The organism is Brevundimonas sp. GW821-FHT09G01 (assembly GCF_059416065.1).
The window spans coordinates 180,135-200,679 of record NZ_JBWKOL010000004.1; the positions used below are offsets into that span (position 1 = coordinate 180,135).

A 20,545-nucleotide genomic window follows, 5' to 3' on the forward strand; every position below is an offset into this window, starting at 1 on the left:
GCGTCAGCGCAATCAAAGTTGAAGGGGCCCCGGAGCAATCCGGGGCCCTTTTGCTTTTCCGGCCCCGAACGCCGGTTCACTTCGCCAGAGAACACGCGCACAATCCGGACGTTCAGGATTTGAGGCGGGAGGTTTGGATGAGGTCGAAGGCGGGCCGACGTTCGCGTCGCTGCTTATCCGTGGAGCGCTCGGCCGGTCCGGAGGCGCGGCGATGACCGCCGAAGTCTTCGCGGACGGGATCGGAGGCGTCCGGATCGTCGGCGACACCGCGCGGATCGATTTCGTGAGCCTGACCGGCGACGGCCGTTTCGAGTCGCGCGTGCGGGTCGTGGCGCCCGTCAGCAACCTCAACAGCATGATCGACATCCTGACGAAGGCGCAGCGCAGCAGGCTCGCTGCGGCTGACGACGGGACGGAGATCCCGGAATGAAGTGGACCGCCGTAGTCGCCGTGCTCTCGCTGTCGCCGCTGATGTCGGCGTGCGCCCTGATGGGCGGCCTTCTGCCCGACCGGGCGCAGAGTGTCGCCGTGGGCCAGATCGAACCCATCCACGCCGCCGCCGTCGGCCAAGGACAGGCCGTGTTCTGGGTCAGCTCGAACGGGTGCACTCGCAAGAACGACCTGAACGTCATGGTGCGGCGCTCGGGCGACACCTCGATCATCACCCTGCGCCGGATTCGGCAGGATCTTTGCGCCGACATCCAGCCGGAAGGCGTCGAGATGCGGTGGTCGTTCGAGGAGCTGGGGCTGAAGCCCGGTTCGCGCGTGACGGTCGAGAACCCCTATCAGCTGAGACCGACGGCCTGACTGTTCCGCCGAGAGCGGGGATGTAGGCCGGCAGCCGCCTTGCCGATTGTTCACGTGCTATTCAGCCCAACGAACGTCACATTGTCCGCAAGCTTCACAAAGAAGCGCTCTCATCATCTGGAAGGGGATTTCCACATGCGCCGTATCGCCCTCGTTCTCGCTCTCGCCATCGCCGCTCCGGTTCTGAGCGGCTGCATCATCGTCGCCACCGACAAGCCGACCACCCGCGTGGTGCATCAGGCCCCGGCGGAAGCGGGTCAGTGATCCGCGCCCTGATCGCGGCGGCGCTGGCTGCGCCGCTGCTTTCGGGCTGCGTCATCTATGCCGATGACTCGGCCCAGAAGGACGTGATCGTCAGTTGGAGCGGCGACCAGTCCGCGCCGGCGCTGGAAGCCGTCCGTTCGGCGCGGATCGCCGACGGTCGCCTGACCGTGCGGGTGGAGTCGAACGGCTGCACCGACGCCTCCCATTTCGCGGTCGATCTGACCCCGGCCGGCGACGGCTGGACCGAGGTGGCGCTGCGCCGCACCGCCCAGGACCTGTGCAAGGCCCTGGTTCCGGACGGTGTCGACGTCAGCTGGACGCTGGCCGAGCTGGGCGTCGAGCCCGGCACCCGGGCGCGCCTGATCAATCCGACGAAGCTGTAGAAAAGCGAAAGGGCCGGAGACGCACAGCGCTCCGGCCCTTTTCAATTCAGCGCTTCTGGAAGGCCGGCAGCATCTCCGCCGGGATGCGGTGCGGGCGCATGGTCCTGGAATCCACCAGCACCCATTCCGAAACGCCCTGGGCGCACAGCCTGCCTTCGCCGTCCTCGATGCGGACGTAGCGGGCGAAGCGCGGCCCCTGCGGATCACCGACCCAGGTGCGCGCCCTGACGCCGGTCGCGTCGGGCATCAGGGGGCGGAAATAGTCGATCTCGTGCCGGACGCCGACCCACGACCACTTCGTGCGGGTGTCCTCGTCGAAGCTGGCGTTCCAGTGGGCCGTGCCGGCGTCCTGCAGCCAGCCGACGTAGACCACGTTGTTCACGTGGCCGTTCTCGTCGATGTGCTCGGGACGGACCTCCAGCGGGAGGACGAAGATCTCGCGGTCCTCGCGCGGCTCCAGCTGGGCGCGGGCCATCAGTCTTCCTGGCCCAGCGGCACGCCCTTTTCGGCCATCAGGGCCTGAAGCTCGCCCGCGTTGAACATTTCGCGCACGATGTCCGAGCCGCCGACGAATTCGCCCTTCACATAGAGCTGCGGGATGGTCGGCCAGTCGGTGAAGGCCTTGATGCCCTCGCGCAGGTTCTCGTCCTGCAGCACATCGACGCCGACGAACGGCGCGCCGATGTGGTCGAGGATCTGAACCGCCAGCGAGGAGAAGCCACAGCGCGGCGCATCCGGGGTGCCCTTCATGAACAGCACGACGTCGTGCTGCGCGAGCGTGTCGACGATGAAGGTGTGGACGGGGTCTGCGACAGCTTGATCGGTCACTGGGTAGGCCTTTCGGTGAAGGGCGTCAGCTAGGGTCGGACAGGGCAGGGGTCAAGGGCGTGCGGCGTTACGCCGAAACGGGCGCGCGAACGTCGGCGGCCCGGAACGCTGCGGTGCAAGCCCTCCTCACGTGGAGAAGGACGGCGTCGTCAGGCCGCCTTGTTGGCGCCGGCGACGCGGGCCATTTCGATCTGGGCGGCCAGACCGGGGGGCAGGTCGCGGTCAGGAACCAGCGACAGGGTGTTGAGCCGCTCGATGTCCGAGGCCTCGATCAGGGCGCTGGCCACCGAGGGATCGGTCAGCGAGTAGGCCAGGCAGATGGCTTCGGCGGTCCAGCCGTTGGTCTGGTGCAAGAAGGCGAAGGTGCCGACGCCCGCCAGCGGATCGGTCTTGGGTCGCGAGGACTTGGCGAAGCCGAAGAAGCCCTTCTTCTCCTCTTCGTGAACCGCGGAGGCCTTCTTGGCGGTGTCGAGGCTGTCGGGGAAATAGCCGTAGACGAAGATGGCCATGTCGCGCTCGCGGGCGTCGCGCAGACGGGAGCGGATCTGCCAGGGCGAATTCACATGGAAGGGGGTGAACAGCACGTCGAAGGCGCCGGTCGAGACATAGGTGTCCATCACCTCGCTCTCGCCCGAGATGCCCAGCAGACGGACACGCTGGGTGGCGCGCAGGGCCTTCAGGGCGTTCAGCGAGGACTGGGGCAGTTCGTGATCGTCCGGTTCGTCCAGCACGGCCAGGTCGAACCAGCCCAGACCGGAGGCGTGCAGGGCGCGGTCGATGGCGCTGGTCATGCCCTCGGCGGAGAAGTCGCGGTCCGAGCCGCGGCGGCCGTCGCCCGCGCCGAGCATCAGCGATACCTGCACCAGCTTGCGGTCGACGTGGCGCAGGGCCTCGCCCAGCACCTCGGCCAGCACGGGGTCGGCGGACTGCAGGCGGTAGCTGTTGATGCCGGCTTCAAGAGCCGAATAGATCAGTTCGCGTCCGGCCTGGGGGCCGTCGGCGATGTCGCGGGGCCCGAGGCTGAGGGTGACCACCGAGACGGCCTGGCCGAGGTTGCCGAAGGGACGATAGCGCATGGGGTCAGCCCTCCGTCGGGACCGAGGTTTCGAGGGCCAGGGCATGCAGTTCGCCGCCCATCTTGCCCTTCAGGGCGGCGTAGACGAGCTGGTGCTGCCGTACGCGCGGCATGCCGGCGAAGGCCGAAGAGACGATCCGCGCGCGATAGTGATCGCCGTCGCCCGCCAGATCGTCGATGGCGATCTCGGCGTCGGGAAAGGCTTCGGTCAGATGGCCGCGAAGATCTTCGACGGACATGGGCATGGGCGGACGCACTCCGGGTTCGTGGTGAATGTCGCCGGTAATCCTTAATGTCCGGCTACGCGCCGACGTTTCAGGCCGCGTGACGCTCCAGCAGGATCACCGGCGCGCCCTTGTAGGCGGTCTCGGCGTAGGGCGTGTAGCCGGCGCGCGCGGCGAGCTTGAGCGACGAGGCGTTGTCCGGGGCGATCATGCAGACGGTGCGCGGGGCGTTCAGGGCGTCGTCGCACCAGGCCAGGGCGGCCGACAGGGCTTCGAAGGCGATCCCCCTGCCGTGGAAGCGGGGTGCGATCCCCCAGCCCAGTTCGGGGGCGTCGAAGGGCGGGTCCATCAGGCGGCGGTAGTCGAAGGCGCCGACACCGCCGAGATATTCGCCAGTGGCGGTCTCGCGGATCGACCAGTTGCCGTAGTTCAGCGCCTCCCAGTGGCCGATGTCGCGCAACAGGCGGAACCAGACCTCTTCGGATGACAGGGCGGCGGGGAAGATGGCGGTGGCGAAGGCCGGATCGCCCCACAGCTTCACAAGGTCCGGGAAATCGGAAGCCTGCACCGGGGTCAGGGTCAGGCGGTTGGTGATCAGGGTGGTGGTCATGTGCCGAACAGGTCCAGCATTTGCCTCCTCACATCAATCCCAGCTGCTTGAAACTGGCCACGCCGTCGCGACCGACGACGAGATGGTCGTGGACCGAGATGTCGAGCGCCCGGGCGGCTTCGACCACCTGACGCGTCATGTCGATGTCGGCGCGGGACGGGGTCGGGTCGCCGGACGGATGGTTGTGGACGATGATCATCGACTTGGCCGACAGCTCCAGCGCCCGGCGCACGACCTCGCGGGGGTAGACGGGGGCATGATCGACGGTGCCGCGGTTCTGGACCTCGTCGAGGATCAGCTGGTTGCGGTTGTCGAGATAGAGGACGCGGAACTGCTCGCGCGGCTCGTGCTGCAGCGACAGCCGGACGTAGGACAGAAGCGCGGTCCATGAGGAGATGACGGTGCGCTTGCCCGCCTGTTCCTTCGCGACGCGGCGGGCGACCTCGTGCAGGGCGGCGAGGTCCAGGGCGGTCTCGGCGCCGACGCCTTTCGAGCGGCCACGTGAATCCTCGGCTCGGACCGTCATCAGGTCCTCGATCGAGGCGGCGAGGACTGCGGCCAATGAGCCGAAGCGCGCCAGCAGGGCCTTGGCGATGGGTTTGATGTCGCCCTGCGGCTGGCTGCGGAACAGGAACAGTTCCAGCAGCTCGTAGTCAGGCAGGTTGTGGACGCCCGCGCCGCGAGCGCGGTCGCGCAGCCGTTCGCGATGACCCACGTGGTGGGGCGATTTCGGGGGCGGCGGGGGATCCAGCATGGCGCGTCCTGTGCCCGCTTAGCCTGCACCAACCGGCGAGAACGCTCAACCTCAGGCGGTTTCAGGACGTCGCGGTGGGATCGAGCGAGAACAACCTATAATCAGCTGGATAACAGAACCGTGAGTTGCTCGCAAAGCCAAGCTCGCCCTCAGTTGCTCGTGCGCAAGAGGCGCTGTTTGGGGACTTCACATGATCGGTAAATTCAAGAGTGTCGCCATGGTTTCGGCCATGGCTCTGGCCGCCGCCGGGACGATGGGCATGGCCCAGAGCACCAATCCGGAGATGACCGGCTATCAGTACGACTACTATGCCGACGCCGCGAAGACGCAGTACCTCGGAACGGTCTACGATCAGGGCTGCGGGCAGGTGCTGGACTACGTCTACGTTGTCCGGGTTCAGGTTCCGTCGGCCTATTTCGATCAGACGCCGATCTTCACCTGCCAGGGCGGTCAGATCGGGCCCATCGAGGCCTAGGCTGATCAGACAGGAGGCCCCGGACATCGCGTCCGGGGTCATCCGCTATCTGACCGATCAGAACTTCGGGCGGAACAGCCCGGCGGGGCTGGCGCTGAACAGTTCAACGCCGTCGTCGGTGACGCCGCAGGTGTGCTCGCACTGGGCGGACAGGGACTTGTCGCGGGTCACGGCGGTCCAGCCGTCGGACAGGACCTTCACGTGCGGCTTGCCCAGGTTCACCATCGGCTCGACGGTGAAGAACATGCCCTTCTTCAAGGTCGCGCCTTCGCCGCGGCGGCCGTAGTGCAGGACGTTGGGGCTGTCGTGGAACAGGCGGCCGATGCCGTGGCCGCAGAAGTCGCGGACGACGGACATCCGCTGGGCCTCGACCACCTGCTGGATGGCGTAGCCGATGTCGCCGAAGGTGGCGCCGGGCTTGATCACCGCCAGGCCGGCTTCCAGCGAATCATAGGTGACGTCGATGAGCTTCCTGGCGCGGGCATTGATCGTCCCGACCGCGAACATGCGGCTGGAGTCGCCATGCCAGCCGTCGACGATGACGGTGTGGTCGATGTTGACGATGTCGCCGTCCTTCAGGACCTTGTCGCCCGGAATGCCGTGGCAGACGACGTGGTTGATCGAGGTGCAGACGGTCTTTTCGTAACCCTTGTAGCCGAGGCAGGCGGGCAGGCCGCCGTTGTCGAGGGTGAACTCGCGGATCAGGTCGTCGATCTCGCCCGTGGTGACGCCCGGCACGACGTGCGGGGTGATCATGTCCAGGGCGCGGGCGACCAGATTGCCAGCGGCGCGCATGCCCTCCCAGGCTTCCTCGTCCTGGTGGACGCGGATCTCATGGGTGCGGACGAAGGTGTCGGCGTCCAGTTCGGGGGTCTCGTACATGCGTCGTCTTTCGGTGCGGCCCCTGTATCCCCGACCTCTTCGTCAGGAGTTGGGCCGCCATGGCAGGGCGCGATCCAGTCGGATCGCTTCAGGCGTCAGGTGGCAACTGTAGCATAAAACCTCAACCCCATGGGAGGCGGCCTGCCGCAGGGCGGGACCGTAGGCCTTGTCGATGTCGTCGGCGGTGGTGAAGGCCGTGCAGTCCATGCGCTGGACGATGAACAGCATGACCGCCCGGCCGCCCGCATCGACCACCCGCTCCAAGGCCTTCAGGTGTTTGCCGGCGCGCTCTGTCCTGCAGTCGGGAAATTCGGCCAGACCGGCGGTGCGGCTGAAGTGGACGTTCTTGATCTCGACCCAGGCGGACGGGCGGTCCGGCGGGAGCCCGCCCCACCCGTCGCCGGCTGCGCCGTCGCCACCCTCCCCAGAAGGGGAGGGAGAAGACTGGAGCAGGATGTCGATGCGGCTGTTCTCGTCGTAGCGGACCTCGCGCCGGAGGATCGGATAGCCGGCCAGTTCGGGAATCAGGCCGTCTGCGATGGCCGCCTCGCCGATGCGGTTCGGGTTCATGGTGTTGACGCCGACGAGGCCCGCGCCGAGCAGGTCGACCATTTCCAGCGTCAGGGGCAGTTTCCGCTTCGGATCCGGCGAGCGGGACATCCACACCGGCAGACCCGGCTCGGTCAGGCCCAGCATGGCCCCGGGGTTGGGGACGTGGATGGTGGTCTCCGCCCCGTCCGCCAGCGCGATGTCCGCCAGGAAGCGCTTGTAGCGGCGGATCAGGGTTCCGCGTTCGAGAGGCGACTTGAAGCGCATGGCTTTGCCTCTAGCTTGTCGTCATGACCGACGCATCCCCCACCGCCGCCGTTCTGATCATCGGCGACGAAGTCCTGTCCGGGCGAACGCAGGACACCAATCTGAACACCATCGCGCGGTTCCTGACGGCGCTGGGGATCGACCTGATCGAGGCGCGGACGGTCGGCGACCGGACGGAGCAGATCGTCGGGAATCTGAACGCCCTGCGCGACAGCCATGACTACGTCTTCACCACCGGCGGCATCGGGCCGACGCATGACGACATCACCGCCGATGCGGTGGCGAAGGCGTTCGGCGCAGCCCTGCCGGAGCATCCGGACGCGGTGGCGATCCTGGAGAAGCGCTACGGACCGGGCGAGTTCAACGCGGCGCGGCGGCGGATGGCGCGGATCCCGGAGGGCGGGACGCTGATCGCCAATCCTGTGACGGACGCGCCGGGGTTCCAGATCGGCAATGTCTTCGTGATGGCCGGCGTGCCCAAGATCATGACGGCCATGCTGGAAGACGTGGCACCGCGCCTGCGGACCGGGGCGGTGGTGCTGTCGCGCACGGTGCGGGTCAGCGGGGTGGGCGAGGGGGCGATCGCCGACATTCTGACGGCGGCGGCGAAGGCCGAGCGCGAGGTCAGCTTCGGCAGCTATCCCTTCGGCCACGGCTCGGCGGGAGAAGTCGGGACGAACCTAGTCTTGCGTGGGCGCGACGAGGCGAAGGTGGAGGCGGCGGTCGAGGCGCTGCTGGCCGATTTGTCCGGAGCGGGCGTCGTGGCGAAACAGGTCTGAGATAACAGGAGCGCCCATGCGGCCCGACGCCGGTACGATTCTGATCCTTTCGACCCTGGTCGCCTTCGGCGGCCCGCTGATCCTGGGACTCGCGGGTCTGGTTCGGCGGGGCGACCGCGCGATGTCCGGTCCGTCCCTGGCCTGGGACTGGCGGCTGACCGGCGTCTCCACCCTGCTGCACGTGCTGGCCTTCAACCTGATCTTCTTCGTGCAGGAGGTCTTCCTGGTCCTGCCCAAGGCCCTGACGCCGGGGCTCGAGCCGGTGCTGTTCCACAACAACCACGACTGGACCGGCGACAATCCGCTGGCCGAGCTGTTCCAGGGGACCGGGGCGCTGGCGACCCTGATCGTCGGTCTGGCGGCCTTCGCGGCGCTGCGGCTGCGCCCGCCGGCTTCGACGACGGCGCGGCTGTTCCTGGTCTGGCTGGCCTTTCACGGGGTGTTCATGGCCCTGCCGCAGGTCGTTGTCGGGACCATGCTGCCGCCAAACGACGTCGGCCGTGCGATGACCTACCTGGGCTTCACGACGCCGGTCTATTGGGCGGCGACGGCGGCGGCGCTGGCCGGAATGGCCGTGTTCGGCGTGGCGCTGGCGCGGCCGATGCTGGAGGTTGCCTCTCATCCGGCGGCTGTAGCCGGACGGGGAAGCCGGACTCTTTTCATGCTGCAAGCGGCGGTCCTGCCGGGACTGGCGGGCCTGCCCCTGATCTTCGCCTATCGGGTTCCCGGCGGTCTGGACCAGGTCGTGCTGGTTCCGGTGGTCATCACGGTGCTGGGGCTGGCGTGGCTGGCGGGGGCGGCCTGGACGGTCTCGGACGTCCGAGCGCGGGGTGGTGCGGTCGCCTGGCGTTGGCCCCTGATCGCCTGCCTGGCGGTCCTGGCGATATTCCAGGTGGTTCTGAGGCCCGGGATCGCCTTCTAGGCGCCGGCCCGCCCGAAAGCACCCATGACCGCCTGATAGGCCGGATTGCCCCGACCCTCCGCGTCCAGAAGCAGCGGGCTGTCCTTGCTGCGGCCTTCACGGACCAGCCAGCTGTCGATGTCGCGCAGGCCCCAGGTGGTGAAGGCGTAGCGCTGGCGCTCAGGCAGGAGGGCGAAGGCCTCGGCCAGTTCGCCGACGCGGGCGACCTGCTGGGCTCGCTTTTCGGTCATGGAGCGCAGGTCGGGCCTGCGGCCGTCGCGCTGCATCGGGAAGTCCAACTCCGACACATGGATCGGCAGGCCCAGCGAGGCGGCGTCGCGCATGAAGCTGGTGATCTGTCCGGCCGGAATCTCGATATCGAGGTGCGACTGGGTCCCTATGCCGCCGATGGGCGCGCCCAGCTTCAGCAGGCGCTCGACCAGCTTGAGGAAGGTCGCGCCTTTCGCCGGGATGTTCTCGAGATTGTATTCGTTCAGGAAAAGGATCGCGTCAGGATCGGCCGCCTTGGCCTGTTCGAAGGCGCGGACCATATAGCCGTCCATGCCCAACGCGCGGCTCCAGTGACACTCGCGCAGCCCGTTTCCGTCCTCGGCCACCGGCTCGTTGACCACGTCCCAGCCGGCCATCTGGCCGCGATAGCGACCGACGAAGGTGGAGATGTAGCGGTCGTACTCGGCGGCGAAACGGGCGCGCGGGACCGTGGCGTCGTTGAAGACTTCCCCGCCCTGCGAATACCAGATCACCGTATGACCGTGGACGCGCAGGCCGTTGTCGCGGGCGAAGGCGACGACGCGGTCGGATGGTTCGAAGTCGTAGGTGAAGCCGCCGCCCAGCGTTCGCTCCATCTTCTGCTCCCACTCCGGGGTGAGCTGCGAGCAATGGCGACGGACGGCGGCGATCCAGTCGGGCTGGTCCAGCTGCCAGGTCATGCCGGTGGCGCCGAAGGGCGCGGGGACGATGGTCTTCAGCGGCGCGGCGATGGGGCCGGGCGCGGGCTGGGCCGAGGCCAGCCGGTCGCAGGCGACCAGAGCCAGGGGAGCGGTCAGGCATGTCCGGCGCGAGATCATGGACGCAACCTAGGGCGCCGGTCGTACCCATTTGGTGAAGACGCGGTCCTGATCCTCAGGAGCCGCCGGACAGGCTCTCGAACCATGTCAGGGTCGGCGCGTAGCTCTGCGCCGCCGCGCCCATGTGGTCGGCGCCCGGGACCGTTTGCGCCGTGACGGTCCCGCGCCGCCGGGCGTGGTCGAGGAGCGCTCGGGATGAGGCGGGGGGCACGTCCTCGTCCGCCGCGCCGATCACGATCCGGAGCGGGGCGCGGGGCGTCCAGGCGGCGGTTTCGTTGTCGCGCAGGGCCCGGGCGAACCAGCCGTTTCCGGCCTTGAGCGCCGCCAGGGCTTCGGGCCGGAACAGCCGGCGCGTGTCGGAGGGCAGCTGGCCGACGATGTCCTCGGGCGAATGGCTTCCGTCGAACAGACCGGGGACGATCCGCGCCAGTTCCGGCGTCAGGAGCGTGTCCAGGGGGTGGCCGTAGTAGTCCGCGTAAGCCGTGGCGGCGAAAGCCAGATAGGCCACGTTGCGCGGGCTCTCGGCGTCGGGCCCGTCCAGCTTTCCGACGACCGCGCCGAGCAGGTCATGCGGTCCCGCGATGGCCACGGTGGCGGCCAGATCGTAGCCGCCGGCGGGGCGTCGCTCGAGCGCGCGGTGCAGGGCCGCGGCGCTCTGGCCGCCCTGCGAGAAGCCCATGAGAAACAGCGGCAGGCGCTCGGGAAGGCCGGGGACGCCGCCCACCCCTCGGATCGCCTTCAGCATGTCGGCGGCCGCATCGACCTGGGGCTGCGCCACCAGATAGGCCTGCGGCAGGTCGGACTCGCCCAGGCCGACGTAATCCGGCAGCAGGGTGATGTAGCCAGAGCCGGCGAAGACCGCCGCCTCCTGGTCGCCGTCGGCCCGGCCGGGCAGGGAGGGCGAGACGGCGCGCGTCGTCGTGGTGCCGTGCAGGTAGACGACCACTCCCTTGGGCGCGACGCCATGCGGAACGGCGACAAGGCCAGAGACCGGGACAGGCCGTCCCTTGACCTGGGTCCAATAGACCACCCGATACAGGTCGACGTCGTTGCGGACCCGGATCGCGCCCGGCAGGTCGTCTGCGGTCCGCTGGAGAGCGGCGCGATCCCGTGTCTCGATCGGGTCGAGGCGGATCACCCAGCCGGGAAGCGGCGCCCCCGCCGCGGGGGGTGGGCGCAGCAGCGGCTCGCTCGGAGCGCCGACGCAGCCGGCGAGCAGGCCCAGGGCGATGAGGCCGGACGCCAGAACACGAAGACGCATCACCGAACTCCCACATATGCGAAACGCGGCGCAGGGCCGCGCGAACGGCCAAGCTCAAGGACAGATTTCGGGGGACTGTGGCGGATGTTGGCCGGGGCGGCGCGATCAGCTCGCGCGGCGGCGCAGGCCCATTTCGTCGAAGGCCGCCGTCTCGCGCTTGCCGGCGGCGATCATGGCGGCGAGGCGGGTCGTCTCGGCGACGTGCTCGAACTTCTTCAGTTCTTCGAAAGCGCCGGTCAGGGCGTCACGGGCGCCCACCTCCTCGGCGTCGATCTCGGCCACGTCGTTCTGGGCGGCGGATTTCCGCATCTTCCAGCCGTTGAGATAGGCCTGAAGCAGCATGGCGGCGTCGGCGTCCTGACGGGCGCGTTCCTGCTCGACCTCGACCTCGGCGTCGAGCACGGCCAGACGCATTTCAGCGGAGGCGCGGCGCGCGGTGATCTCGGCCAGACGCTTCTGCAGCGTCTCGACCTCGTAGTTGGAGATCCGGATCAGCGATTGGGCCCAGGCGGTCATTGGTCTACTCCGGTCACTGGCTGATCATGCCTTGGTTCAGAATTGCTTCCAGCCGGGTAAAGGAATCGGAAAGACCGGTGTGGTCGTCCTTGTCCTGACCCAGGAAAGCTTCCAGCGCGGGGTTCAGCGCGATGGCGCGATCGACGATGGGGTCGGCGCCGGTGCGATAGGCGCCGATCTTGATCAGCTCCTCCATGTTCGCATAGGCCGACAGGCATTGGCGGGCGCGCTTGTTCAGCTCGCGCTCGGGCGGCGTCTGGCAGCCCGGCAGGGTCCGGCTGACGGACTTCAGGACGTCGATGGCCGGGAAGCGGCCGCGCTCGGCGATCTTGCGGTCCATGACGATGTGGCCGTCCAGGATACCGCGCACGGCGTCCGCGATGGGTTCGTCATGGTCGCCGCCGTCCACCAGCACGGTGAACAGGGCGGTGATCGGACCGGCGGTGGTGCCGTCGGGCCGGACCGGACCCGGGCCCGCGCGCTCCAGCAGCTTGGGCAGTTCGGTGAAGACGGTGGGCGTATAGCCCTTGGTCGTCGGCGGCTCGCCCGCGGCCAGGCCGATCTCGCGCTGCGCCATGGCGAAGCGGGTGACGGAGTCCATCAGGCACAGGACCTCGAGGTCCTGATCGCGCAGGTACTCGCTGATCGCCAGGGTCATATAGGCCGACTGGCGGCGCTTCAGGGCGGGTTCGTCGGAGGTGGCGACCACGACGATGGCGCGCTTCAGGCCTTCCTCGCCCAGGGTCTCCTCAATGAACTCGCGGACCTCCCGGCCCCGTTCGCCGATCAGGCCGACGACGACGACATCGCAGGTGGCCTGCTTGGCCAGCATGGACAGCAGCACCGACTTGCCGACGCCGGAGCCGGCGAAGATGCCGAGGCGCTGGCCCCGGCAGGTGGTGGTGAAGACGTCCATGGCCCGCACGCCGAGGTCGAGACGCTCGCCGACGCGGCCACGCGAGTGGGCGGGGGGCGGGGGGGCGCGCAGGGGATAGCTGGCCGGCCCCTGGGGCAGCGGACCCTTGCCGTCGATGGGATTGCCGAAGGCGTCGATGATACGGCCCAGCCAGGCGGTGGTCGGGCGGACGCTGGCGGCGGTGTCGATGATGCGGATGTCGGCGCCGGGGGCCACGCCCTCGACCGGGCCGAACGGCATCAGCAGGGCCTTGGCGTCGCGGAAGCCGACGACTTCGGCGGGCAGGGCGCTGAGGCCCCGTCCGCGCTCGATCTCGGCCCGTGCGCCGACGGCCAGGCGGCTGAGCCCGCCCTTGGACTCGATCAGCAGCCCGCTGACGCCCGCGACCTTGCCGGTCACGACCAGCGGATCGATCGCTTCGACGGCGGCGGCGAGATTGCGCAAACGGGACCCCTGAACAGGCCTCCACGGATGCGGGATCGTGGTTAACCGGAGGTGAAGATCAGGGGCGAGCCGCCTCCACCAACGGTGCATAGCTCTTAAAGTCGTCGGCGGCGCCGGCGTAAAGGGCGAGAGCGGCCGCCTTGTCCGCTTCGCCCTCCTCGGTCCGCCCAAGGGCGATGCGGGCCAGGCCGCGGCCGTAGAGGGAGGCCGGCAGTTCCGGGTTTTCGGCCAGGGCGGCGTCGTAGATTTCGAGCGCCGCGGCGGTGTTCCCTTGCTGCAGAAGAACCCGGGCCTTGCTGTCGAGAATGGCGGCCGAGCCGGGAGCGAGCGCGAGGGCCGCATCGCAGTCCTGCAGGGCCTGATCCAGCAGGGCGCCGACGAGGGCGGCGCTCCAGCACAGGTTGTTGAGCATGCCGGCGTCATCTGAGTGGGCGCTTCGGACGGTCTGGAAGTCCGCCGCGGCCTCATCTGGACGCCCGAGCGTCAGCGCCGCACCGGCGCGCGCGATCAGCAGGTCGGGCGGCGGAGTCTCGCCATCAACGATCAGTCCGTTGATCAGGTCATAGGCTTCCTGCGCTCTGCCGCGGGTCAGTCGGTAGCGGGCCACCGGCAGAACCACCCGCGGATCGTCGGGATGTTGAAGGAGGATCTCGGTCGTCGCGGCCTCGAGATCGTCCTGACGATCGGCGAGCTGGAAGGCCGCGATCCGGAGCATCTTGGTGTCGATGCGCGACGGATCGGCCGCCAGCAGGGCGTCGATGTCCCGCAGCGCACGGTCAAACTGCTTCTGCGCCAGATAGGCGTTCGCCCGCATGCCGAGGGCGAACTCGTCGGTCGGCGCCTGGCGCAGGGCGCGGGTCATTTCGATCACCACATCCTGGTAGCGTCCCTCCGCCCGGGCGATCAGCGCATTGCCGTTCATCGCGATCCGTTCGGACGGATCCAGATCGACGGCCTTCTCCAGGTCGGAGGCGGCGCCCGCGCGGTCACCGGCCCAGAAGCGGTAGACGCCGCGATTGGCCCATGCCCGGCTGCTGTCCGGAGCCAGCGCGATGGCCTGGGTCGCCGCATCGGCCGCGCCGCGCGGGTCGCCGGCCCGCGACAGGGCGACCGCCCGGTCAAGCCAGGCGCCCTCCGTCGTCGGCCTGTCGGCGGCCAGCGCGGTCTGATCGGCCTCGGTCAGACGGTAACCGGTCGGGGCGATGATGCGCGGGTAGTCCGCCCGGCGGTTGTCGGCGGCGATGCGGCCCGCGTCGGCCTCGACGGCCGTGACCTCGGAGGTCAGGCTCTGCACCAGAACTTCGATCGTCGCGGTGTCGCCCTCAAGCCGGACGGTGCGGCTCATGTGATGGCCCAGCTCGGTGCGGTCGAACTGGCCTCCGGCGGTCCGGAAGCCCGCGCCGCCGTCCGGGAGGCGCACGGTCACCAGCTGCCGGTCGAAAACCGGATGGTTCACCGCATAGGGCGTGTGGCGGAACGGACCCTCGGTGCGTTCGATGGCGGAGAGCGACTGGTAGGTCGAGCCGGGCGGGATCAGGCCGCCGTTGCTCCAGTCCAGCGGCATGGAGCCCTTGACCGTCAGGGTCAGGACATTCGCTTCGCGGTCATAGCTGGAACCGATCTCGTCGATCACCACGTCTTGCAGGAGGCCGGTCCAGATGCCCCTCAGGCCCTGGTCCCTTTGCTGCGGGGTGATGAGGCCGATCTGGCCGGCGAGGGCCGCCGCCCCGTCGCCGCGCATGATCAGGGCGCCGGTAACCGGAGCGGGGGCGTGCTGCCCGGCCGTCGCGTCGAACGCGATGATGGTTTCCGACTGGGGGACGGAGAGCGGCGCGGTTTCGAGCCGTTCCAGCTGACCGTTCGCCGCGACGAGCGGCAGGGCCCAGTGTAGCGGGGGAACGATGATGTCCTCCAGCCGGCGGTCGCCCATCCGGGTGCCGTCGAGCCAGTAGGTCTTGTCCGCCACCACCGCCCGCACCAGGACGTGATCGAAGCCTTCGAGGGTCGGCAGGCGCTGGCCGACCAGGTCGCCCTGCGCGAGGCTGACGACCGCGGGTTCGGCGGAGATGCCAAGGCCGTCCAACAGGGCGAGCAGCAGGGCCGTCTTGCCCTTGCAGTCGCCGAAACGCCGGTTCCAGGTTTCGTCGGCGTCGGCGGGGGTCATGGCGCCTTCGCCCATCAGCAGGGCGACATAGCGGATCTCGTCCTGGACCAGCCGCAGGGCGGCGGCGGCCTGAACGGCGGGGTCGTCGGACAGCGCCCGAATGCGAGCGATCTCGGCGTGCAGCGGAGAGTCCGGCGCCAGACGGCGCGCGCGGTCGTAGAGGGGCGTGAGCGTGGCGGCGACCTCGGCCCAGTCGCGGTAGGCGCTCAGCTCGATCAGGTTGATGGCCCGAAACCGAACGGGAACGTCGTCGGGGATCAGGATGGGCTGGGCGTTCTCCCGCACGACATCGATGCTTGAATAGGCGCCGTTGCGGCGGACGGGCACAGGGATCCAGTTGTCGGTGGCGCGGACGGTGACGGGCATGGCGTTGGGCCAGGACGCCCTCACCCGCTGCCGCTCGACCACCAGGGGCATGTTCAGGTCGATGGCCTGGGCCAGTTTCTCGCCCGGGACGGAGTCGCGCGAGGTGATGGTGTAGGCGACGTCCAGCACATCGCCAACGCGCAGGCTCGCCGGCTGGAGCACCGCCGTCAGCTGGCCGTCGAGCATGGCCAGCTGCAGGTTCTCCTCACGGCGGAGCGTCTCGAAATCCTGCGACGCCAGCACGTCGATGGACTGGCCGTCGCGCAGGATGGTCACGTGGTGGATCGTGATGTCCTGGCTCTCCGGGCTCCAAGTCAGGGCGATGTTGCCCAGCGCGATCACGCCCTGGGGCGAGGCGGCCGTGCTGCGGGTCCGGACGTAGACGAATTGCTGATCGTCCTCGGCCCGGAGCTGGCTGTCGAGCAGCAGGAAGCGGAGGCCTTCGCCCGTGGCGGCGCGGGCGGGCGCGGCGGTTTCGTCGGACGGCAGGACCCAGGCGGGCGTCGGGCCCTTCAGAACCCGGTCGCCGGCCTCCGCCGGAGCGGCGAACGTCGCCAGCGTCAACGCAAGGCCGATCACGGCTGTGCAGACGGCCCGCAATGAAGTCGGCATCCGGAGTTCCCCCACCCAAGGTCTCCATCGCTGATACAGCGTGAGCGCGAGAGGGCAAGCGGGTGAAACGCCGGAGGCGCGTGAGGCCCGGATTCGGCCGCGCGGGAACTCAGTTCGCGGTCGGAACCGGGGCGTCGGACGGCGCGTCACGGCCGGTGGTCAAGATGGCGCCGACCGAGGCGACGATGATGCAGCCGATGGCCAGCCACTGCATGCCGCTGAGCTGTTCGTGCAGCAGGATCAGGCCCGCAATGGCGCCGATGGCCGGTTCGCCGGAGAGCAGGACGCCGAAGGTGCGTTTAGGGATGTGGCGGAGCGCGATCATCTCCAGCGAATAGGGCAGGGCGCTGGACGCCAGCGCCACGCAGAGGCCGACGATCAGAACGGCGGGCGCCAGCAGGTTCATCCCGGCGGTGGCGACGCCGAAGGGCAGGATGACCAGTGCGGCGGTGCTCATGCCCAGTGCGACCGACTGGCCCGCATGCATGTGCGACAGGCGTTTGCCGAAAACGATATAGAGCGCCCAGAACACGCCCGCGGCGGCGGCGAAGGCCACGCCGATAGGATCCAGGGCATGGGCCCCGCTCCAGATCGGCAGCAGCATGCCCAGGCCCGCGACGGCGCAGGCGATCCAGACGAAATGGATCAGCCGCCGCGCGTGGATCAGGGCCAGGACCAGCGGGCCGGAGAATTCGATGGCGATGGCCAGCCCCAGGGGGGTGGTGCGCAGGGACATGTAGAAGCTGAGGTTCATCAGGCCCAGCACCAGGCCGTAGAGCAGCACCCGTCCGGCGTCGGCGCGGTTAAGGCGGAACCGCCACGGCCGCCAGATCGCGACCAGCACCAGGGCGGACAGGCCGACACGCAGGGCCGAGGTCCCTTCGGCGCCGACGACAGGGAAGAGCTGTTTGGCGTACGACGTGCCGATCGCCAGCGACACCATTCCCAGCAGCAACGCCAGGTAGGGCATGGCCGTCAGGAAGGCGGGGGAGGACAGGGAGCGGCGGGCGGCGGTCATGTACATAAGGAAAGCATAGTCCGGAACCGGTTGCGCTTCCCGGCGATTTCAGGTTCCAATCCGGCTGAAATCGTCATAAAAGTTCTATCTATGACGGAATTCGTCACCCTCGATGCGTTTGATCACAAGCTGCTCGCACGCGTCCGACGCAACAATCTGGAGCCGGCCCGGGTGACGGCCGAGGCCGTAGGGCTGTCGGAGTCGGCGGTTCTGCGCCGGTTGCGCCGGTTGCGGGCCGAGGGGGTGATCGTCGCCGACGTGGCGGTGGTCGATCCGGCGCGGGTGGAGCCCCGCATCGTGCTGCATGTGCTGGTGGAGATGAACACCCAGGAACGCCGCCACACCGACGCCTTCAAGGCCGCCATGGCCGCCAGTCCGGAAATCCAGGCGTGTTGGGACGTGACGGGAGAGACGGATTTCCTGCTGAATGTCTCAGTGCGGTCTATGGCGGAGTACGAAGCCTTCTGCCAACGAGAGATGACCACCGACACTCATGTTCGAGCCTTCAAGAGCATGATCACGATTCGCGAAGTCGTGAGCTTCGATCCGGCCCGGGCGGTCTTGTCCGGTCAGGGCTGATTACTTGAGGGTTAATAGCAACCTACGGGTTTATCCGCGAGACTTGGACAACCAATCGTAAAGCCACCGAGCAGCAGCATACAATCATGGGTGGCGACGCGATTGTGATCGCCCGATGCGGGAGGCTGTCATGTTCACCGGGCGTCGTCAGAACACTGAACTGCTGGACAAGGTGTCCGAACTTGAAGGGCGGATGGCGGCGATCGGCCGCTCGCAGGCGGTGATCGAGTTCAATCTCGACGGCACCATCATCAACGCCAATGAGAATTTCCTGCTGGCGATGGGCTACAGCCTGGATGAGATCCGGGGCGCGCACCACCGCACCTTCATGGACGCCGACGAGGCGGCCTCGGCCGAGTACGCGGCCTTCTGGCGCGCGTTGAACGAGGGGCAGTTCGCGGCCGGCAAGTTCCGGCGGCTGGCCAAGGGGCGCCGCGAGATCTGGCTGCAGGCCTCCTACAATCCGATCATGGGGGCGGACGGTCGCCCGGTTCGGGTCATCAAGCTGGCCGTCGACATCACCCGAGAGGAACAGGAGAGCCGCCGGAACGAGGCCACGCGGATCGAGGCGGAACAGGCGCAGACGATGCTGGTCGAATCCCTGGCCTCCAGCCTGTCGCGTCTGTCGGACGGCGATCTGACGACCTCGATCGAGGGTCAGATGAGCGGCGGGCACCAACGCATCTGCGAGGACTACAACTCGGCGGTCGGCAGCTTGCGCGCGGCGTTGACGCAGGTGACGGAGGCGGTCGGCGGATTGCGCGGCGGATCGGACGAGATCTCGTCGGCCTCCGACGACCTGTCGCGCCGCACCGAGCAGCAGGCCGCTTCGCTGGAAGAGACCGCCGCAGCGCTGGACGAAATCACCGCCACCGTGAAGCGAAGCGCCGAGGGCGCCCGGCAGGCCTCGACCGCGGCGGCGGGCGCGCGCTCGGAAGCGGAACGCTCGGGCGAAGTCGTGCGCGACGCCATCTCCGCCATGGATGAAATCCAGAAGAGCTCGGTGCAGATCGGCGAGATCATCGGGGTGATCGACGAGATCGCCTTCCAGACCAATCTGCTGGCGCTGAACGCGGGGGTCGAGGCGGCCCGGGCCGGAGACTCCGGTCGCGGCTTCGCGGTCGTGGCGTCGGAAGTTCGATCCCTGGCCCAGCGGTCGGCGGAGGCCGCCAAGGAGATCAAGGCGCTGATCTCGGCCTCGACCAGCCAGGTCGCGGCGGGGGTGAAGCTGGTGGACGAAGCCGGATCGGCCCTGTCGGCCATTGTCGTGCGGGTCGCGGAGATGGACGCGCTGGTGTCCGAAATCTCGGCCTCGGCGCAGGAGCAGGCGACGGGCCTGCAGCAGGTCAACAGCGCGGTGAACCAGATGGATCAGGTCACCCAGCAGAACGCGGCCATGGTCGAGGAGACCACGGCGGCGGCGGCGAACCTGAAGACCGAGGCCGCGCAACTGGCCGCCCTGGTCGAACGCTTCGAGACGGGAACCCGGACGGGAGCCGCGACGCCGACGGTGCACACCCTTCGACCCCGCGCGGCTCCGCCCGCGCCGTTGGCGCGCGAGCGGGCCCGTATCGTCGCCTTCGCCGGCGGCGGCGCGGCGGGCGGGGCGGTGCAAGAGGACGGCTGGCAGGAGTTCTGATCGCCTGAACGGGCGTCGAGCTAACCGCGAAGGCTTCATCCGGCCCTTGCGTCATGACGCGCCTACCCCAGATCGGAGAGGTTCAGTCCCGCAGAACGTGCTTTAATGTCACGCTCTGATCGCCGCCCGGAAACCTCCCCATGACCGACGCTTCGTACGACGCCAGCCGCCACCGCAAATCGGGCCGCGGCAAGATCTATGACTCCATCATCGACACGATCGGCGACACGCCGCTGGTGGGGCTGCCGCGCCTGTCGGCCGAATATCAGCCCAAGGCGCGGGTGCTGGCCAAGCTGGAGTTCTTCAACCCGATCGCCTCGGTGAAGGACCGGATCGGCGTGGCCATGATCGAGGCGCTGGAGCAGGCCGGGAAGCTCGGGCCGGGCAGCGTGCTGATCGAGCCGACGAGCGGCAACACCGGGATCGCCCTGGCCTTCGTGGCGGCGGCCAAGGGGTACAAGCTGATCCTCGTCATGCCGGAGAGCATGTCGATCGAGCGCCGCAAGATGCTGGCCCTGCTGGGCGCGGAGCTGGTCCTGACCCCGGCCGAGAAGGGGATGAAGGGCGCGATCGCCATGGCGCAGGACCTGATCGAGCGGACGCCCGGCGCCGTGAGCCCGGCCCAATTCGACAATCCCGCCAACCCCGCCATCCACCGCGAGACCACGGCCGAGGAAATCTGGGCCGACACGGGCGGCGCGGTCGACATCATCATCGCCGGCGTGGGCACGGGGGGCACCATCACAGGCGTCGGCCAGGCCCTGAAGGCGCGCAAGCCCTCGGTGCAGATGATCGCGGTCGAACCGACCGCCTCGCCCGTGCTGTCGGGCGGCGAGCCGGGGCCGCACAAGATCCAGGGGATCGGCGCGGGCTTCATCCCGACCATCGTCGACCGCTCGGTCATCGACGGCGTCGAACAGGTGTCGAACGAGGACGCCTTCGAGATGGCGCGCAAGGCGGCGCGGCTCGAGGGCATCCCGGTCGGCATCTCGTCGGGCGCCGCGCTGACGGCCGCCTTCCGGGTCGCGGCGCGCGAGGAGAACGCGGGCAAGACAGTGGTGGCGATCATCCCGAGCTTCGCCGAGCGCTATCTGTCGACGGCCCTGTTCGAGGGGCTGTAGGCGAGTCTGTTACCGGTTCGTTT

Annotated in this window: 24 protein-coding genes; 10 read left to right on the forward strand and 14 right to left on the reverse strand. The window is 68.6% G+C overall.

Annotation, left to right across the window (positions count from 1 at the left end; genetic code table 11):
* Positions 1-211: 211 nt before the first annotated feature.
* The 4 genes from AC07NB_RS10070 to AC07NB_RS10085 all read left to right on the forward strand — a co-directional run bounded on the left by AC07NB_RS10070 (position 212) and on the right by AC07NB_RS10085 (position 1,454).
* Positions 212-430 (forward strand): hypothetical protein, encoded by a 219-nt coding sequence (locus AC07NB_RS10070; protein WP_494570755.1) that lies wholly within the window; start codon positions 212-214, stop codon positions 428-430.
* Positions 427-807, forward strand: a complete 381-nt coding sequence (locus AC07NB_RS10075) for a hypothetical protein (protein WP_494570756.1) — start codon at positions 427-429, stop codon at positions 805-807. Before AC07NB_RS10070 ends, AC07NB_RS10075 begins: the two co-directional genes overlap by 4 nt.
* 135 nt (positions 808-942) lie before the next feature.
* Positions 943-1,071 carry a hypothetical protein gene (locus AC07NB_RS10080; RefSeq protein WP_291832670.1) on the forward strand — a complete coding sequence of 43 codons (129 nt, stop codon included), beginning with the start codon at positions 943-945 and terminating at the stop codon, positions 1,069-1,071.
* Positions 1,068-1,454: a hypothetical protein gene (locus AC07NB_RS10085; RefSeq protein WP_291832667.1), complete on the forward strand. Its 387-nt coding sequence runs from the start codon at positions 1,068-1,070 to the stop codon at positions 1,452-1,454. Before AC07NB_RS10080 ends, AC07NB_RS10085 begins: the two co-directional genes overlap by 4 nt.
* A 46-nt stretch (positions 1,455-1,500) precedes the next feature.
* Here the strand turns inward: AC07NB_RS10085 and AC07NB_RS10090 are convergent, their stop codons facing one another.
* The 6 genes from AC07NB_RS10090 to radC form a co-directional block, all read right to left on the reverse strand.
* Entirely contained in the window at positions 1,501-1,929 is a 429-nt protein-coding gene (locus tag AC07NB_RS10090; RefSeq protein WP_291832664.1) for an acyl-CoA thioesterase, read from the reverse strand.
* Complete coding sequence (gene grxD, locus AC07NB_RS10095) at positions 1,929-2,282, reverse strand: Grx4 family monothiol glutaredoxin (protein WP_494570757.1); 354 nt, start codon at positions 2,280-2,282, stop codon at positions 1,929-1,931. Before grxD ends, AC07NB_RS10090 begins: the two co-directional genes overlap by 1 nt.
* A gap of 149 nt (positions 2,283-2,431) precedes the next feature.
* Entirely contained in the window at positions 2,432-3,358 is a 927-nt protein-coding gene (locus AC07NB_RS10100; protein WP_291832658.1) for an aldo/keto reductase, read from the reverse strand.
* Positions 3,359-3,362: 4 nt separating this feature from the next.
* Positions 3,363-3,602, reverse strand: a complete 240-nt coding sequence (locus AC07NB_RS10105) for a BolA family protein (protein ID WP_291832654.1) — start codon at positions 3,600-3,602, stop codon at positions 3,363-3,365.
* Between the two features lie 70 nt (positions 3,603-3,672).
* Positions 3,673-4,191 carry a GNAT family N-acetyltransferase gene (locus tag AC07NB_RS10110; RefSeq protein WP_494570758.1) on the reverse strand — a complete coding sequence of 173 codons (519 nt, stop codon included), beginning with the start codon at positions 4,189-4,191 and terminating at the stop codon, positions 3,673-3,675.
* Positions 4,192-4,219: 28 nt separating this feature from the next.
* Entirely contained in the window at positions 4,220-4,945 is a 726-nt protein-coding gene (gene radC / locus AC07NB_RS10115) for a RadC family protein (RefSeq protein ID WP_291832647.1), read from the reverse strand.
* 190 nt (positions 4,946-5,135) lie between these two features.
* Here radC and AC07NB_RS10120 point away from each other — a divergent pair, with 190 nt between their 5' ends.
* Positions 5,136-5,420 carry a hypothetical protein gene (locus tag AC07NB_RS10120; RefSeq protein WP_291832644.1) on the forward strand — a complete coding sequence of 95 codons (285 nt, stop codon included), beginning with the start codon at positions 5,136-5,138 and terminating at the stop codon, positions 5,418-5,420.
* 57 nt (positions 5,421-5,477) lie between these two features.
* On the opposite strand, the gene map is transcribed toward AC07NB_RS10120, so the two are convergent.
* Positions 5,478-6,302 (reverse strand): type I methionyl aminopeptidase, encoded by an 825-nt coding sequence (map, locus tag AC07NB_RS10125; protein ID WP_291832641.1) that lies wholly within the window; start codon positions 6,300-6,302, stop codon positions 5,478-5,480.
* 42 nt (positions 6,303-6,344) lie between these two features.
* A complete protein-coding gene (locus AC07NB_RS10130) occupies positions 6,345-7,118 on the reverse strand; it encodes a DNA/RNA nuclease SfsA (protein ID WP_494570759.1) in 774 nt (257 codons plus the stop codon).
* 23 nt (positions 7,119-7,141) lie between these two features.
* Here AC07NB_RS10130 and AC07NB_RS10135 point away from each other — a divergent pair, with 23 nt between their 5' ends.
* Complete coding sequence (locus AC07NB_RS10135) at positions 7,142-7,897, forward strand: competence/damage-inducible protein A (RefSeq protein WP_494570760.1); 756 nt, start codon at positions 7,142-7,144, stop codon at positions 7,895-7,897.
* A gap of 16 nt (positions 7,898-7,913) precedes the next feature.
* Entirely contained in the window at positions 7,914-8,819 is a 906-nt protein-coding gene (locus AC07NB_RS10140) for a hypothetical protein (RefSeq protein WP_494570761.1), read from the forward strand.
* Here the strand turns inward: AC07NB_RS10140 and AC07NB_RS10145 are convergent.
* The 6 genes from AC07NB_RS10145 to AC07NB_RS10170 form a co-directional block, all read right to left on the reverse strand.
* Entirely contained in the window at positions 8,816-9,886 is a 1,071-nt protein-coding gene (locus tag AC07NB_RS10145; RefSeq protein ID WP_494570762.1) for an endo-1,4-beta-xylanase, read from the reverse strand. The two genes, AC07NB_RS10140 and AC07NB_RS10145, sit on opposite strands and share 4 nt — an antisense overlap.
* A gap of 55 nt (positions 9,887-9,941) precedes the next feature.
* Entirely contained in the window at positions 9,942-11,147 is a 1,206-nt protein-coding gene (locus AC07NB_RS10150; RefSeq protein WP_494570763.1) for an alpha/beta hydrolase family protein, read from the reverse strand.
* A 105-nt stretch (positions 11,148-11,252) separates the two neighbouring features.
* The gene (locus AC07NB_RS10155; protein ID WP_492312431.1) at positions 11,253-11,663 is read right to left on the reverse strand and encodes a flagellar export protein FliJ; all 411 of its coding nucleotides are present in this window, start codon (positions 11,661-11,663) and stop codon (positions 11,253-11,255) included.
* Positions 11,664-11,676: 13 nt separating this feature from the next.
* Positions 11,677-13,023 carry a flagellar protein export ATPase FliI gene (fliI, locus tag AC07NB_RS10160; RefSeq protein WP_291832623.1) on the reverse strand — a complete coding sequence of 449 codons (1,347 nt, stop codon included), beginning with the start codon at positions 13,021-13,023 and terminating at the stop codon, positions 11,677-11,679.
* Positions 13,024-13,081: 58 nt separating this feature from the next.
* A complete protein-coding gene (locus AC07NB_RS10165; RefSeq protein ID WP_494570764.1) occupies positions 13,082-16,165 on the reverse strand; it encodes a DUF3857 domain-containing protein in 3,084 nt (1,027 codons plus the stop codon).
* A 109-nt stretch (positions 16,166-16,274) separates the two neighbouring features.
* Positions 16,275-17,189 (reverse strand): EamA family transporter, encoded by a 915-nt coding sequence (locus AC07NB_RS10170; protein ID WP_494570765.1) that lies wholly within the window; start codon positions 17,187-17,189, stop codon positions 16,275-16,277.
* 84 nt (positions 17,190-17,273) lie between these two features.
* Between AC07NB_RS10170 and AC07NB_RS10175 the strand changes: the two genes are divergently transcribed.
* The 3 genes from AC07NB_RS10175 to cysK all read left to right on the forward strand — a co-directional run bounded on the left by AC07NB_RS10175 (position 17,274) and on the right by cysK (position 20,522).
* Positions 17,274-17,762, forward strand: a complete 489-nt coding sequence (locus AC07NB_RS10175; RefSeq protein ID WP_492312434.1) for an Lrp/AsnC family transcriptional regulator — start codon at positions 17,274-17,276, stop codon at positions 17,760-17,762.
* Between the two features lie 130 nt (positions 17,763-17,892).
* The gene (locus AC07NB_RS10180) at positions 17,893-19,401 is read left to right on the forward strand and encodes a methyl-accepting chemotaxis protein (protein WP_494570766.1); all 1,509 of its coding nucleotides are present in this window, start codon (positions 17,893-17,895) and stop codon (positions 19,399-19,401) included.
* Between the two features lie 140 nt (positions 19,402-19,541).
* Positions 19,542-20,522, forward strand: a complete 981-nt coding sequence (cysK, locus tag AC07NB_RS10185; RefSeq protein ID WP_291832608.1) for a cysteine synthase A — start codon at positions 19,542-19,544, stop codon at positions 20,520-20,522.
* Positions 20,523-20,545 lie beyond the last annotated feature (23 nt).